Source organism: Xenophilus azovorans DSM 13620, assembly GCF_000745855.1.
GTDB lineage: Bacteria > Pseudomonadota > Gammaproteobacteria > Burkholderiales > Burkholderiaceae_C > Xenophilus > Xenophilus azovorans.
Window position 1 is genome coordinate 112,269 of the sequence record NZ_JQKD01000005.1, and the last position, 15,029, is coordinate 127,297.

Genomic DNA, 15,029 nt, shown 5'->3' on the forward strand with positions numbered 1-15,029 from the left:
GGCAACGCGCCGGTCTGCGCTCGAGTCAGAGGCAGCGAAGCAATGCAAACGGCGAAGACAGCCGGACCAAGGAGACAACCATGAACAACTGCCCACGAGGGTGCCTGGAGCAGCCCCAATGCACGCTTGAGTCAGCAGTGCGCTGCGAAAGGGTTCCGAGCAACAGTGACAGTGGCCTGCCACTGAGGCGGCTGGCTGCCGTGTCGCGAGCGGGGCTTGCTCAGGTCCTTCCTGTCCTCCGCCTTGGCGCAAGCCCCGAGTTGATCTACCCGTAGACGTCGGCCGAATCCATACTTTACGACCACCACATGCTCAAGCGAACTGCGCTCAAAACCATCCTGCTCGCGCTGCCCCTTGCCATCCGTTTGGCGGCGAAGAAAAGCCAACCTGTTCGTGCCCGACTCGCCGGGGCCAATCGCGTGATTCAAGTGCGCCTCAGGGACGGCAGCCTAGCCCACCACTATATCTTCAAGGCCGGACGGGTGCGTGGTCATGCCGGCCTGCATCCCAGCCCCGACGGCGAGATGGTGTTCAAGTCGGTCGACATGGCGTTGGCCATGCTGAACCCGTCGCCCGACTACGCCATCGTCATCGATGCGCTCAAGAACTTCAAGGTCACCGCTGGCGGAAAAGATGTTGCGCTGGTGTGGTTCGGTCGGCTGATGAGCGCCGTGGGAGCTGCCGGCTGGAAAGCCGGTGTAGAGCTGGGTGACGGTGTGGTGCGATACACCAACCTGACCAATGGCGGGCCGATCTACGTCGATGTCAAGGACGGGAAAATTCTGCGTACGGTACCCATCGATCTCAAAAGCGAGGACGCGCCGAGTTGGACGATATCGGCGCGCGGGCGCCAGTTCAGCCCGGTCCGCAAGGCGCTCGTGAGTCCGCACGCGCTGAGCCTGAAGTCCATGGTCTATTCGGACAAGCGTCTGCTCTACCCGATGAAGCGCGTGGACTTCGATCCGACCGGTGAACGCAATGTGCAGAACCGGGGCAAGTCGGGTTACGTGCGGATTGGCTGGGATGAGGCGCTCGACATCGTCGCAGGCGAAATCCAGCGCATGAAGAAGGAACACGGCCTCGGTTCGATCGCGGTGTTCCATCCCGCGCATCACCAGTGGGGGAACCTGAACTATTGGCTTTCGGCGCTGTTCCGCTTCAGCAACTTGATCGGGGCCACGAAGATGGGGTTCAGTCCGATCAGCTGGGAGGGTTGGTACTGGGGCGCAACTCACCACTTCGGAAACAACTTGCGCCTGGGTACTCCCGGCTTCTACGGCACGCTCGAGGACTGCCTCCAGCACGCGGACATGATCGTGTTCTGGTCCAGCGATCCCGAAAGCACCAACGGCCTGTATGCCGGCTTCGAGGCGACACAACGGCGGCTCTGGGCGAAGGAACTCGGGATCGAGTTCGTGCACATCGATCCGCACTTCAACAAGACGGCTCAGCTCCTCGGGGGCAAATGGATGCCCATCCGACCAGGCTCGGACCCGGCGCTGGCGCAGGCGATCATGTACCAGTGGATCGTCGATGACACCTACGACAAGGAATACGTCGAAAAGCGCACGACCGGGTTCGGCGAGTGGAAAGACTACTTGCTCGGCAAGAGCGACGGCGTGCCAAAGACCGCGGAATGGCAGGAGAAAGAGACTGGTATTCCGGCAAAGGATGTCCGCAGTCTCGCTCGTTGCTGGGGCCGCCGCAAGGTCTACCTCGGCGCTGGTGGGCTTGGCGCCGGCTTCGGTGGCGCATGCCGTTCGGCGACTGGGGACCAGTGGGCACGCTGCATGGTCCAGCTTCTTGCAATGCAGGGCTGGGGCAAGGAAGGCGTGAACTTCGGCAACCTGCAGTTTGGAACGCCGATGGACTTGAACTTTTATTTCCCGGGGTATGCCGATGGCGGCATCTCCGGCGACGTCATCAACACGGCTGCCGCCTTCCACAACTTCAACCGCATGCCGCATGTCGTGACGATGAATCCCAACAAGCAGATGATCCCGCGACAGCTCTTCCCCGAGGCGATCATCGAGGGGAAGTGTACGGGTCATCTCTGGGACGGCATGTCCATGGAGGGCCAGTTTCCCGCCTACCAGTATCCGCTCGAGGGCCACTCGCGGGTGCACATGCTCTACCGCTACGGCGGGTCCTCGCTCGGCACGGTGGCCAACTCGGCCCGGCTGATCGAAGCCTATCGGCATCCGTCGCTGGAATTCGTCGTCAACCAGTCGATCTGGATGGAGAACGAGGTCCAGTTCGCCGACGTCATCTTGCCCGCCTGCACATCGCTGGAACGCTGGGACATCGCGGAGTCCGCCAATTGTGCGGGCTACATCGTGCACAACCAGAACCAGCTCAATCACCGCATGGTCGTCATGCAGCACCAGTGCATCCAGCCCCTGGGTGAATCGAAGTCCGACTACGAGATATTCACCGACGTACTTGCGCGACTCGGACTGGGCGCGTTGTTCTCGGAAGGTGGGTGTGACGACCTCACGTGGTGCAAGCGCATCTTCGATTCCTCCGATTTGCCGTCCCGCATCAGCTGGAAGGAGTTCCTCAAGAAGGGGTACTACGTGGTGCCGCCCGATCCGCCCAGCATGCCGACGCCAGTCGATATGCGGTGGTACGCAGAGGGGCGCCCCAAGGACGTACCCGAACCCAACCCGATGCCGGCACAGTACACGGAGGAATTCGGACGCGGACTGCCTACACAATCCGGCAAGTTTGAATTCGTGCCGAGTACGCTGAGGCGGATCGAGTCGTCGGACCCAGGTCGTCCGGCCGTCAACCGGTACATCCCTCCCTGGGAAGGGCATGGCACCGACGGGCTTGCCCAACGGTATCCACTTCAATTGCTGACCGCTCACCCGGCGTACAGCTTCCATACGTACGGCGACGGCAAGAACAGCACGATCAATGACATCGAGGATCATCGCATCACGGTGGACGGACGGGCTTACTGGGTGCTGCGCGTGAGTCCGAAGGACGCAGAGTCACGTGGCCTTCGTCCGCATGACTTGGTGCGTGTCTTTAATGACCGCGGGGCGGTCATCTGTGCTGTAGACGTGATGCCTTTGATGTTCGGAGGCGTGGTCAAGGCGTTCGAATCATGCGCGGTGTTTGAAATGGTAGAGACACCGAATGGGCCGGTCGACCTCGGCGGTTGCCTGAATCTGTTGACTCCGGGCCGTTCGATCAGCGCCACCGCTCAGGGCATCGCGCCCAACTCATGCCTGGTCGAGATCGAGAAGTGGGATCGCGTTGTTCTGGAGGCGGCATGAGCAAGTGGAATCTGATCATTGACGTCGACCTGTGCTGCAACTGCGGCAACTGCTCGCTCGCGATCAAGGACGAGTATGTCGGCAACACGTTTCCCGGGTACGCCGCGAGTCAGCCCTTGCACGGCTCTGAGTGGTTCCGGGTCGATCGTCATGTCCGGGGCGAGGGCACGCACGTGGATGTCACCTACATCCCGAAGACATGCAACCACTGCGATGACGCGCCGTGCTTGAAGAAAGGCGAGGGCGCAGTCAAGAAGCGGGACGATGGGATCGTGATCATCGACGAGATCGCGGCCAAAGGGCGCAAGGACCTGGTACCTGTCGGCAACACTGTCCGACTGGACCAACCCGAACTACAAGTTCCACCAGCGGATCATCGATCGGACCAAGGTGCCGCTGACCCGGTTCACGCCGGACGCGATGGCGGGCGAAGGAGCGCGCTGACGTGTTCGCGCTCCTCGACTCCATCGGCGCGGCGCGCAGGCCGGGCTCGGTTCTCCTGATGTTGGTCATGTTGCTGACCTGCTGGCCCTCCGCACAGGCCGCCCTGGAGGACGTGCTGGCTCGTCCCTCGATGACGAGCGCGAAGGCCGTGCAGGCGGCCATGCTGTCGGTGGGGCGCGCAGGAAGCCGCCTGGTGGCTGTTGGTGAGCGCGGCATCGTGCTGGTCTCGGACTCGAACGGCCAACAATGGAAACAAGTCGCGACCCCGGTCAGCGTCACGCTGACCGCCGTGAACTTTCCCGATGCCCGACACGGCTACGCTGTTGGCCATGGAGGCGTGGTGCTTGCTTCCGCGGATGGCGGACTGAGCTGGAGGCGCATCCTTGATGGGCGTCAGGCGGCCGGCCTGATGCTGGTGGACGCCGAATCGCGCACGGACCTCGATGACCCCGAGCGACTCGCACTCGTGGGTGAGGCCAAGAGACTCGTCGAAGATGGTCCCGACAAGCCGTTTCTCGACGTGCGCTTCAGCGATCAGAAGAACGGCCTGATCGTGGGCGCGTTCGGCATGGCATTGACCACGGAAGACGGTGGTGTCCATTGGAAGCCGATCGGTCACCGCATCCCGAACCCGAAGCGCAAGCATTTGTACCGGATCGTGGTCCACAAGGATCTGCTCTGGCTGGCTGGAGAGCAAGGCGCGCTGTTCTTCAGTCGGGACGGTGGCCGCTCCTTTGAGGAAATGGCTCTTCCCTATGCCGGAACGCTGTTCGGCCTGGTGGCTGCTTCCGAGAGCGAATGGTTGGTGTACGGGCTGCGCGGGAACGTGTTCCGTACGTCCGATGCTGGCTCGACGTGGACGAAACTCGCCAATGCCGAGGCCACGAGCGTCACCCACGGTCAACTGCTGTCGGACGGACGCGTTGTCCTGATCGATCAAGCCGGTCGCGTCCTGGTCGAGAGCGTGTCTGGTAGCGGACTCACTGCACTGGGCAAGGACGATCTTCCATCACTGAACGCGGTCGTTCAGGCCCCGGACGGCTCACTTGTGATGGCTACGTTGCGAGGCATGGTGCGCCGATCAACTGCTTCGTCGGGTAAACCATGATCTCCATGAAGACAAGCGACGAAGTTTTTCTCGAGAACACCATGGCGTTTGACCGGCGGTCAGGGTCACTGCTCGAGCGCGCGCTCTTCAACCATCGGCTGATCGTGCTGCTTCTGTGCTTGATTGCCACCGTGCTGCTCGGCTGGCAGTCAACACGGCTGAAGGTCAATGCGGGCTTCGAGAAAATGATCCCGCTGCAGCACGAATTCGTCGTGAACTACATGGCGAACAAGAGCGAACTCGCGGGCTTGGGCAATGCGCTGCGGATCGTTGTCTCCACGGAGCAGGGAAATATCTTCACGGCTGAGTACATGGAGGTGCTGCGCAAGATCAACGATGAGGTCTTCCTGTTGCCGGGCGTGGAGCGCTCGCACATGAAGTCCCTGTGGACGCCGGCTGTGAGGTGGGTGGCAGTCACGGAAGACGGGCTCGAAGGTGGGCCAGTCATTCCAGACAACTTCGATGGTTCGCCGGCGAGCCTTGAGGAACTCCGCACCAACGTCATGCGTTCGGGGCAACTCGGCCAACTGGTCGCCTTTGACTATAAGTCCACCACCATCTACGTGCCGCTGTTCGATCGGGATCCAGAGGGACGCCAACTGGACTACCACGCGTTTTCGCAGCAGCTGGAGGCGGTTCGAGCCAAGTACGAGAAGGGGGGGGTCAAGGTCCATATCATTGGCTTCGCCAAGGTCGTGGGCGAACTGATCGATGGGTTGCGCGAAGTCCTGATGTTCTTTGGCCTCGCGATCGTGATCTGTACGATCGTGTTGTACGCGCACACACGATGCTGGCGCAGCACCACGCTGGTCGTCGCCTGCTCGTTGTTGGCTGTGGTCTGGCTCCTGGGCCTGCTGCCAGCCCTCGGCTATGAGCTCGACCCATATTCAGTCCTGGTGCCATTCCTCGTTTTCGCCATTGGCATGAGCCATGGCGCTCAGAAGATGAACGGGATCATGCAGGACGTTGGTCGAGGCATGGACAAAGTCGTCGCGGCCAGATACACGTTCCGGCGCCTTTTCCTGGCTGGCACTACAGCATTGCTGGCAGATGCCGTTGGCTTCGGCGTCCTCATGGTGATTCAGATTCAGGTTATCCAGGATTTGGCGGTGGCCGCCAGCCTGGGTGTCGGGATCTTGATCTTCACGAACCTGGTGCTGTTGCCGATTCTGCTTTCCTATGTCGGTGTCAGCCCGGAGGCCGCAGCGCGATCCATGGAAGCGAATCAAGCGGACGTTGCCGAAGCGTCACATCGCAAGCACCCGATGTGGGCTTTCCTTGACCTCTTCACGCAGCGTCGGTGGGCTACCTGGGCGTTGGCCGTGGCTGTGATCCTCGCGGTGCTGGGATACGGAGTGGGCCGTGGGTTGAAGATCGGTGATCTGGAGCCTGGCGCGCCGGAACTGCGGCCGAGTTCCAGATACAACCAGGACAACAGCTACATCACGGCCCACTACGCGGCCAGCAGCGACGCCTACGTCGTGATGGTCAGGACCCAGCCCTTCCAGTGCAATACCTACGAATCGCTCGCAGCGATCGACGCGCTCGAGTGGGAACTCCAACAATTGCCACAGGTCGAGTCGACGCGTTCGTTCTCCGGTTTCGCCAAGCAGGCCTCGGTCGGCATGAACGAGGGGTCGTTTCATTGGTTCGACATTCCTCGCAACCAGGGCCAACTGAACTCGGTAGCCAACCGCGGTGCGCCACGAGAGCTGATCAACCAGAACTGCGACCTCGTCACGCTGTATGCCTACCTCACAGACCACAAGGCGGAGTCGCTGGAGGGTGTTGTGAAGGTGGTCAGCGATTTCGCGACGCGGCACAACAGCGACAAGATCAAGTTCCTCTCGGCGGCCGGAAGTGCAGGCATCGAGGCCGCGACGAACATCGTTGTCAAAGAAGCCGACCGCAAGATCCTGTGGCTGGTCTACGCTGCGGTGACGATCCTGGCCTTCGTCGTGTTTCGGTCTGTGCGTGCCGTTGCCTGCGCAATCATCCCGCTCGTTGTTACGACACTGCTGGCGGAAGCATTGATGGTGCTTCTGGGCATTGGCGTAAAGGTGGCGACGTTGCCTGTGATCGCCTTGGGTGTGGGCATCGGCGTTGACTACGCCCTCTACGTGCTGACCGTGACGCTGGCGGAGTTGCGCCGCGGGAAGACCCTTTCGCAGGCGTACTACTCGGCGCTGCTGTTCACCGGCAAGGTCGTCGTGCTGACAGGCCTCACCTTGTCGGGCGCAGTCTGCATTTGGGCAGCGTCGCCGATCAAGTTCCAGGCCGACATGGGCCTATTGCTGGCGTTCATGTTCCTCTGGAACATGCTCGGCGCGCTGATCCTGCTCCCGGCTTTGGCCCATTTCCTACTGGAGCCAGCGGCCCGCACCAAGCGGACTCCCCAGACGGTCGTGCCTTCAGCCTAGCCGGCTTCGTTCGAGCGCTTCGGCAAGGTAGAGACAAATTCAGCGAATCAAACTTCAACCCACCCCCCCCCGAAAGCAGGAGAAGCTATGTACCAGGATCGAGTCCAACGCTTGTTCGACGCCATTGACACGATGTCGGCCGGACGTTTTGCTGAGTCTCTCGCACCGAACGTGCACTTCCAGTTCGGCAACGCCTCCGAGGTTCGAGGTCGAGATGCCGTGGAGGCGACCGTGGCGGGGTTCTTCTCTTCGATCGACGGCCTACGCCACCACCTGCGCGGCTACTGGGAGCAGGCGAGCACCGCCATCGTCAAGCTCGAAGTGGAATACACACGCAAGGACGGACGCAAGCTGACCTTGCCCTGCACCAACATCTTCGAGTTCGATGGTGATTTGATCAGCGACTATCGCATCTACATGGACATCGGCCCGGTGTTCGCCTGATCGGAACGCCATCCGCAGACCGCCAACCACGCACGGAGCGAACGGACATGAGCAGGTTCAAGGACAAGGTGGCGCTGGTCACCGGAGCGGGCAACGGCATGGGCCGCTCTCACGCACTGCGGCTGGCCCGCGAAGGGGCCACGGTCGTTGTGGCCGACGTCAACGCCGCGGATGGAGCAGCGGTTTGCGGTGAGATCACGGCAGCGGGGGGCCGGGCCGTTTTTCAACTGCTGGACGTGACCCAAGAAGAGCAGTGGAAGCAAGCTTGCTCACGGGCGCAGAAGGACTTCGGTTACATCGATGTCCTCGTCAACAATGCCGGCATCATCATCTACAAGACGCTCTTGGACACCAGCACGGCCGAGTGGGAGAAGGTGATGGCCGTCAACAGCACGGGCACCTATCTGGGCTGCCGGGAGGTCGGTGCGCTGATGAAGGGGCACGGCGGCGCCATCGTCAATGTGTCTTCGGTCCTCGGCAGTGTGGCGGCACCGGGAGTGGCGGCCTACCAGGCGAGCAAGGGTGCGGTCAACATGATCACGAAGTCCGCGGCCGCGGAACTTGTGTCATTCAACATCAGGGTGAACTCCGTGCACCCTGGTCTTGTGGCCACGCCCATGATCAAAGACTTCGTTGGCGATCCCCAAGCCGTGGAGATGCTGCTGGGCCCGACTCTCATCCGCCGTCTCGCGCGACCCGAGGAGATCACCAACGTCGTCGCGTTCCTGGCTAGCGACGAAGCGTCGTACGTCACTGGTGCGGCGTACATGGTGGACGGCGGTTTCAGTACCGTCTGAGTCCCATTCAGCGCAGGGAGTACCAGCATGCCACATCAGGGACGTGATACCGGGACCACCACTGTCATCCGCTCGCGCAATGTCGATCAGCTTGTCGAGGGAGTGTCCACGACGGATGGCGCGGGTGTAAAGCTCACGCGGGTCCTGAGTGAGGCGCTGCACCAGCGGCTGGACCCATTTCTCATGCTCGATGCCTTCAGAAGCGAGAATCCGAGCGACTACATCGCGGGATTTCCAGAGCATCCGCATCGTGGTTTCGAGACTGTGACGTACATGCTGGCGGGACGAATGCGTCACCGCGACAGCCTAGGAAATGAGGGCCTATTGCTCGGAGGTGACATACAGTGGCTCACCGCGGGGCGAGGCGTCATCCACTCGGAGATGCCCGAACAGGAAAATGGGTTGCTCGAGGGCTTTCAGCTCTGGATCAACCTTCCGGCGCGCGACAAGCTGTGCGAACCAGCATACAGGGACATTGCACATCAGGATCTGCCGCGGATCGCACGTCCTGGCGTGACCGTCGTCGTGATTGCCGGCAGCTTCGGCGAGGTTGGCGGCCTCGTGCACCGCGAGGCGACAAGTCCAACATATTTGGATGTGCATCTGCAGGCTGGCGCACGAGTTGCCGTGCCGCTGCCCTCCGAACACAACGCATTCCTCTACCTCTATCGCGGGTCGCTGAATGTGGCTGGCCGTTCCATTCAGCAAGGCCACATGGCCATCCTGGCCAACGACCTGAGGGCCGATGGCGTCGTGCTCGAGGCGCCAACCGAGGCGCGCGCGCTGCTGATCGCCGGCCGCCCGTTGGGTGAGCCCATCATGCAGTACGGCCCCATCGTGATGAACACGCAGGGCGAATTGCTTCAGGCGGTCGCAGATTTCCAGAGCGGCAGATTCACCTCGCCCTGAGCCGCGGGCGAGATTGCCCTCCGGAGATGGAGGGCACAACCAGTCGTCTCGTGAATGGCGATCATGTGGATGCGATCGGAACCATTTGCGAATCGACTCCGAAAGTGTGTCCCATGGATCTTCCGAAGCGATGTCGGATCGACCTAATTTCGGCGATGGCGCTGTGATGCAGCTCTACTGCTTGGTGAAGCTTACATGCCCATGTAGAACAAGGTGGACGCCTATGTCGGAGATTGACACAGAGATGGTGGGAGGCCTGGTCACGGGGCGCAAGAACGATGCGCACGCATTCATACCTGCTGAGCAACAAACCGGTGCAAAACAGAATTTGTCCCTGGTTCTACCAAAAGCTAAGCTGCTTCGATCCATGCAGGCTCGCCAACGGCGGCCAATCTTCGAACTCAGTTGGCAACGAAAGCACAGGGAGGTTCTATGGCACGACTAAACAACAAGGTGGCGCTCATCACGGGTGCCGCGCATGGCATGGGGCGCGCTCACGCGGAACTGTTCGCGAAGGAGGGTTCTAAGGTCGTTGTCACGGACCGTGATGAGCGCGCTGGCGCTGCCGTGGCGGCGCAGATTGTGGAGTCTGGCGGCAATGCCATCTTCTCGCCGCTCGATGTGTCGAGCGCTCAGGACTGGGAAGGCGTCACAGCCCTCGCGGAAGCGACTTTCGGACCGATCACTGTTCTGGTCAACAACGCCGGAACTTATGTTTACGGCGAGATCGAAGCGGCCACCGAATCGCAGTGGGACATTGTCAACTCGGTCAATGCTCGTGGAACGTTCCTTGGCTGTCGAGCGGTAGTACCACAAATGAAGCGAGCCGGCGGCGGCGCGATTGTGAATGTCTCATCGAACTTCGCCATTGTCGGTCGCCCAGGCTTCTCGATCTATTGCGCTTCGAAGGGGGCGGTGCGAATGATGAGCAAGGCGCTCGCGGCAGAATTGGCGCCATACGGCATCCGCGTGAACTCGCTTCATCCCGGGCTTGTCGCAACGGACATGACCCGTGACCTTATCGCCACGCCTGAATCCCTTGACACATTGCTCGGTTCCGCGCTGATCAGGCGCGCAGCTGCACCGCTTGAGCTTGCCTATGCGGCCCTGTTCTTGGCGTCTGACGAATCGTCGTACATGACAGGCGCGGAGTTGGTGGTTGACGGCGGCTACACCAGCGTCTGACTGGTGACGCAGCTTCTGGCTGCCGCCAGTTGCGGATGTGTTGGCTCAACCATGCTCTGAGCTGGCGGCGTGTGGCCCGTGCATTCTCGGATGATCTGGGTGCGTCGCTCGATGGCATCTTGCGCAACGGCGAGCACGGTGGCCGTCGAGGCTGCACAGCGGGGCACCCAATGGTTTCGGCTCCAGGTGGATCATGCGCGTGACGCGCAACTGCTGGTGCTCCGTCCCATTCATTCGTAGGCGCGACATCTGCGCGGATTTACGGCATCCTTGGAGGTGCCGCCTTACTCAATGCCACTGCCAAGAGCCGGGATGGCGCTCAACGAAGCCTGCCGACGGCGGCACTCACCGAGCCCCGCGCGCTCGCCGCAGAAACCCGTCTCAGCAAGAGCACGGTGGCGCGGCAGCTGCAGGCACTCCAGCTCAAACCGCATCGAGTCGCTCGACAGACTTGTCTGCACTATCCGCTAGTCCAGGATGCCAGCTTTGTGCAACAAGACATGGCGGAACTGGTCAGCGAGAAGGCTGCGCAACCAGCGGTTGGCCGGGTCTCGGTGGAATCGAGTGTGCCAATACAGGCCAATGTCGATTTGGGGAAGGTCGATGGGGTGTGGGCAGTAACGCAAGTTGAAGTGCTTGACGCTGCGGATGGCAAACACCTCGGGAACCGTCGCGATTAGGTTGGAGCCTTCCAGCACATCGGCCAAGGCCACGTAGTGCGGAACGCGCAATCGCACTTGGCGCCGCACGCCTGAGCGCTCCATGATCTCCTCGACCCGACCGTGGCCTGTGCCGGCAGAAATCACGGCGGCGTGCTCGCTTTGGGCGAAAACGTCGAGGCCGGCACCGGCCTGGTCCATGGGGTGCCCTTGGCGAAACAGGCAGACATAGCGTTGCGAAAACAAGGTGCGCCGATGAAAGTCGGTGACCAAATCGGGCAAATACCCCAGTGCGAAATCGATGTTGCCGGCCTCCATCTCGAACTTCAGGTTGACGGCAGTGCCGCGCACGGTGCTGATGGAAATGCCGGGGGCGGACGATTCCAGGGTGGCCATCAGTTGCGGCAGGAAGTGAAATTCGCCGATGTCCGTCATGGCCAGCCGGAACTGCCGGATGACGGATGCGGCATCAAACATCATTTGTCCTGTCAAAGTGTCGCGAATGCTTTGCAACGCCCGGCTGACGGGCTGTGCAATCTGATCGGCCAAGGGCGTGGGCTGCATGCCACTGGCGGTGCGCACGAACAGCTCATCGTTGAGGATGCGCCGCAGACGCCCCAAGGCTGCGCTCACAGTGGGCTGTGACAGCCCCAGGTTCTCTGCCGCGAGCGACACCTTCCGGTCACGGTAAACCTGCGTGAAGGCGACCAGCAGGTTGAGGTCGATGTCTCGCACATGCGTTTCTAGGGATGAACTCAGCATTGTTTGGGGTCCTTGGTTCGGTGCTTCCCGCCCATCGCATCAGCACGCGCACACAGACCACTATTTGAAATCCAAATAAAGCCTATCGGCAGAATTTCTCGAAAAAAAACAGCGGGAATCCTACATTCGCTTCCAGTGCGTGGTGCGACGCACCCAGCGATTTCTTGGAGACAAAATGCTCGACGGATTCATTCCCTGGCCCAAAGACGCGGCCGAAAAATACATCAAGGCCGGCCTGTGGGAGGAACGAACCATCACCGACATGGTGTATGCCGTGGCGGCCCGTCATCCGGACAAGATTGCCGTCATTGACGGGCAGAGCCAGTACACCTATGGGCAGTTGCGCCAGAGGGTGGATCGACTGGCTTGTCGCCTGCTGCGCGAAGGCATGGGTCCGCGAGACCGCATCGTCATGCAGCTGCCCAATTCGGCGGAATTCATCTTTGCCTACCTGGCCATCACCCGAATCGGTGCCATTCCCGTCATGGCCTTGCGGGCGCACCGCGAAACCGAGATTCTCCATTTCGTGCGTTCGGCGGCAGCAGCGGGATACATGATCCCCGCCGAGTACAGCCGTTTTGATTACCGAAGGATGGCCGAGGCCGTGGCGCGGCAGTGCCCTTCGCTGAGAAGAACCTTTGTCTTGGGTCAGCCTGCTGCCGGACAAGTCTCGTTGACTGACATGTTCACGGAGCCGCTCGACGAGGCTGTGGTGGCTGCTGAGTTGGCCAAGGTCAGTGTAGACCCCAGCGAAGTGGCGACGATGCTGCTGTCTGGGGGCACCACTTCCATGTCCAAGTTGATTCCGCGCACGCACAACGATTTCGTGCTGAATGCCCGCTTGTGCGGCAAGGCGGGCGGGTTCGACGAAAACACCGTGTTCATGGCGGTGCTGCCGTTGGGCCACAACTACAACCTGGCTTCCCCCGGCATGCTGGCTGTTTTCTACTTCGGCGGAACGGTGCTGGTGGGGGCGGGCACCGATGCCGAAGCGGTGTTTCCGCAGATCGCCAAGCACCGTGTGAACGTGATCGCCGCCGCAGTTCCCATGATTGCGAACTGGCTGCAGTCCACTGCAGCGGTTCAACACGATCTGTCGTCGCTGAAAGTCATCCAGAACGGTGGGGCGCGTCTGGCTCCGGAACTGCGTCGCCGCATCATGGAGCAATTGCACTGCATCCCGCAGGAGGTGTACGGCACTGCCGAGGGGTTGATCAACATGACCCGTCTGGACGACCCGGAGGACCTGTTGCTCGAAAGCTCTGGCGCGCCGGTCTGTGACGAAGATGAGATCAAGGTCGTGGATGACGACGGCAACGAGGTGCCGGATGGCGAGGCCGGTGAACTGCTCTGCCGGGGTCCTTACACCATTCAGGGCTATTACAACGCTCCCGAAAAGAACAAGGAAGCCTTCACCGAGGACGGTTTTTACCGCATGGGCGACGTGGTGCGCAAGCGAGGCCGCTACGTGTTCGCCGAAGGGCGAAAGAAGGATCTCATCAACCGTGGGGGTGAAAAGATCAGCTGTGAAGAAGTTGAAGACCTGATCTTCAAACACCCTGCGGTACATCAAGTTGCGCTGGTGGCCATGCCAGACCCCGTGTTTGGCGAAAAGGCGTGTGCCTTTGTGGTGACCAAACCCGGACAAACGCTGACTTTTGAAGAACTGATCGGGTTCTTGAAAAAGCAGAACATCGCCAGCTTCAAGTTGCCTGAGCGACTGGAAGTGGTTGAGCAGTTTCCGACCAGCCTGGTGGGAAAGATTCTCAAGCGCCAGTTGCGCGAGACCATTCTGGCCAAGCTCACCGAGCAAGGTTGGGCTATTCCTAAGTCCTGAAATTCCTTCTCATATTCAAGGAGATAGTCATGAAAATTCGAATCATTGGTGCAGGCCCCGCCGGCCTGTATTTCGCGAGCCTGATGAAGCGCCAGAACCCCAATCACGACATCGTGATCCACGAGCGCGGCCCTCGTGGCGCCACTTGGGGCTTCGGTGTGGTGTTCTCTGACCGTGCCCTGGAATTTCTGCGTGCCGATGACGAAGAGATGTACCAGTACCTGGCGCCTCACATGGAAACTTGGCCGAACCTGACCATTGTTTACAACGACACCACTATTCCGATCACGGGCAACGGGTTTGCTGCCATTGGCCGTCTGCATATGTTGCAGCTGATGTACGCCTATGCGGAAAAGCTGGGCGTTCAAGTTCAGTTTGACTCGGAAATCCTGTCGCTGAAAGATGAGAAGCTGGCCGGCGCTGATTTGGTGGTGGGCTGTAACGGTGCTTTCTCGTGGGTCCGCGCCGAGAATGAAGACAAGTTCGGGACCATTTACGACTGGCGTCCCAACAAGTTCATTTGGTATGGCACCACCAAGGCTTTTGACAGCCTGTCGCTGACGTTCCGTGAAACCGACAAGGGCGTGTTCTGTGCCCACCACTACCGTTTCGCCCCCGACATGAGCACTTTCCTGGTCGAGGTCGAAGACGTCACTTGGAAAAACGCGGGCCTCGACCAGATGAGCCCGGAAGACACGATTCGCTATTGCGAAAAAGTGTTTGCCAAGGACCTGGACGGCCATCCCATCGTGTCCAACAACTCCTACTGGCGCAACTTCCCCGCGATCTGGAACCAGCACTGGAGTTTTGACAATGTGGTGCTGATGGGCGATGCGCTGCGCACGGCACACTTCTCGATCGGCTCCGGCACCCGTCTGGCCATGGAGGACGCGGTGGTGCTGGCCAAGGTCTTCAAAGACACCGGCGATGTGAAGGCTGCCCTGTCTCGTTACCAAGAGCTGCGTCAACCCCCAATGAAAAAAATCTGGGACGCGGCCAACATCAGCCTGCGCTGGTACGAAGACATGACCGACAAGATGAAGAGGATGTCGCCGGTCGAGTTCGCCTACAGCTACATGACCCGCACTGGCCGCGTGGACCACGCCGAAATGCGCCGCCGCGACCCGAACCTGGCCGCAGCGTTCGAAAAGCTGCATCCTGAACTCGCCGCGAAATGACG

Annotated in this window: 11 protein-coding genes; 10 read left to right on the top strand and 1 reads right to left on the bottom strand. The window is 60.7% G+C overall.

The genetic code is table 11. The features are described 5' to 3' along the window. Nucleotides 1-308: 308 nt before the first annotated feature. The 8 genes from Q392_RS03385 (at nucleotide 309) to Q392_RS03415 (ending at nucleotide 10,591) form a co-directional block, all read left to right on the top strand. Nucleotides 309-3,284 carry a molybdopterin-dependent oxidoreductase gene (locus tag Q392_RS03385; RefSeq protein WP_038201279.1) on the top strand — a complete coding sequence of 992 codons (2,976 nt, stop codon included), beginning with the start codon at nucleotides 309-311 and terminating at the stop codon, nucleotides 3,282-3,284. Beyond that, entirely contained in the window at nucleotides 3,281-3,787 is a 507-nt protein-coding gene (locus Q392_RS31690; RefSeq protein WP_084216797.1) for a 4Fe-4S dicluster domain-containing protein, read from the top strand. The genes Q392_RS03385 and Q392_RS31690 overlap by 4 nt, the downstream gene beginning before the upstream one ends. Beyond that, nucleotides 3,730-4,836 carry a WD40/YVTN/BNR-like repeat-containing protein gene (locus Q392_RS03390; protein ID WP_051952841.1) on the top strand — a complete coding sequence of 369 codons (1,107 nt, stop codon included), beginning with the start codon at nucleotides 3,730-3,732 and terminating at the stop codon, nucleotides 4,834-4,836. Before Q392_RS31690 ends, Q392_RS03390 begins: the two co-directional genes overlap by 58 nt. Before the next feature lie 5 nt (nucleotides 4,837-4,841). Continuing rightward, nucleotides 4,842-7,256, top strand: coding sequence for an efflux RND transporter permease subunit (locus tag Q392_RS03395; protein ID WP_211260196.1), 2,415 nt, complete (start codon nucleotides 4,842-4,844; stop codon nucleotides 7,254-7,256). 111 nt (nucleotides 7,257-7,367) lie between these two features. Further along, complete coding sequence (locus tag Q392_RS03400) at nucleotides 7,368-7,700, top strand: nuclear transport factor 2 family protein (RefSeq protein WP_169748277.1); 333 nt, start codon at nucleotides 7,368-7,370, stop codon at nucleotides 7,698-7,700. Nucleotides 7,701-7,747: 47 nt separating this feature from the next. Beyond that, nucleotides 7,748-8,497 (top strand): SDR family NAD(P)-dependent oxidoreductase, encoded by a 750-nt coding sequence (locus Q392_RS03405; protein WP_038201288.1) that lies wholly within the window; start codon nucleotides 7,748-7,750, stop codon nucleotides 8,495-8,497. Nucleotides 8,498-8,524: 27 nt separating this feature from the next. Beyond that, nucleotides 8,525-9,406, top strand: a complete 882-nt coding sequence (locus Q392_RS03410; protein ID WP_038201291.1) for a pirin family protein — start codon at nucleotides 8,525-8,527, stop codon at nucleotides 9,404-9,406. A 432-nt stretch (nucleotides 9,407-9,838) separates the two neighbouring features. Beyond that, complete coding sequence (locus tag Q392_RS03415; protein ID WP_038201295.1) at nucleotides 9,839-10,591, top strand: SDR family NAD(P)-dependent oxidoreductase; 753 nt, start codon at nucleotides 9,839-9,841, stop codon at nucleotides 10,589-10,591. Between the two features lie 467 nt (nucleotides 10,592-11,058). Here Q392_RS03415 and Q392_RS03420 read toward each other — a convergent pair whose 3' ends face one another. Beyond that, nucleotides 11,059-12,012: a LysR family transcriptional regulator gene (locus tag Q392_RS03420; protein WP_038201298.1), complete on the bottom strand. Its 954-nt coding sequence runs from the start codon at nucleotides 12,010-12,012 to the stop codon at nucleotides 11,059-11,061. A gap of 175 nt (nucleotides 12,013-12,187) precedes the next feature. Between Q392_RS03420 and Q392_RS03425 the strand changes: the two genes are divergently transcribed. Next, on the top strand, nucleotides 12,188-13,849 hold the full coding sequence (locus Q392_RS03425; protein WP_038201301.1) for a (2,3-dihydroxybenzoyl)adenylate synthase: 1,662 nt from the start codon (nucleotides 12,188-12,190) through the stop codon (nucleotides 13,847-13,849). A gap of 29 nt (nucleotides 13,850-13,878) precedes the next feature. Next, nucleotides 13,879-15,027 carry an FAD-dependent monooxygenase gene (locus Q392_RS03430; RefSeq protein ID WP_038201304.1) on the top strand — a complete coding sequence of 383 codons (1,149 nt, stop codon included), beginning with the start codon at nucleotides 13,879-13,881 and terminating at the stop codon, nucleotides 15,025-15,027. The last annotated feature ends 2 nt before the right edge of the window (nucleotides 15,028-15,029 follow it).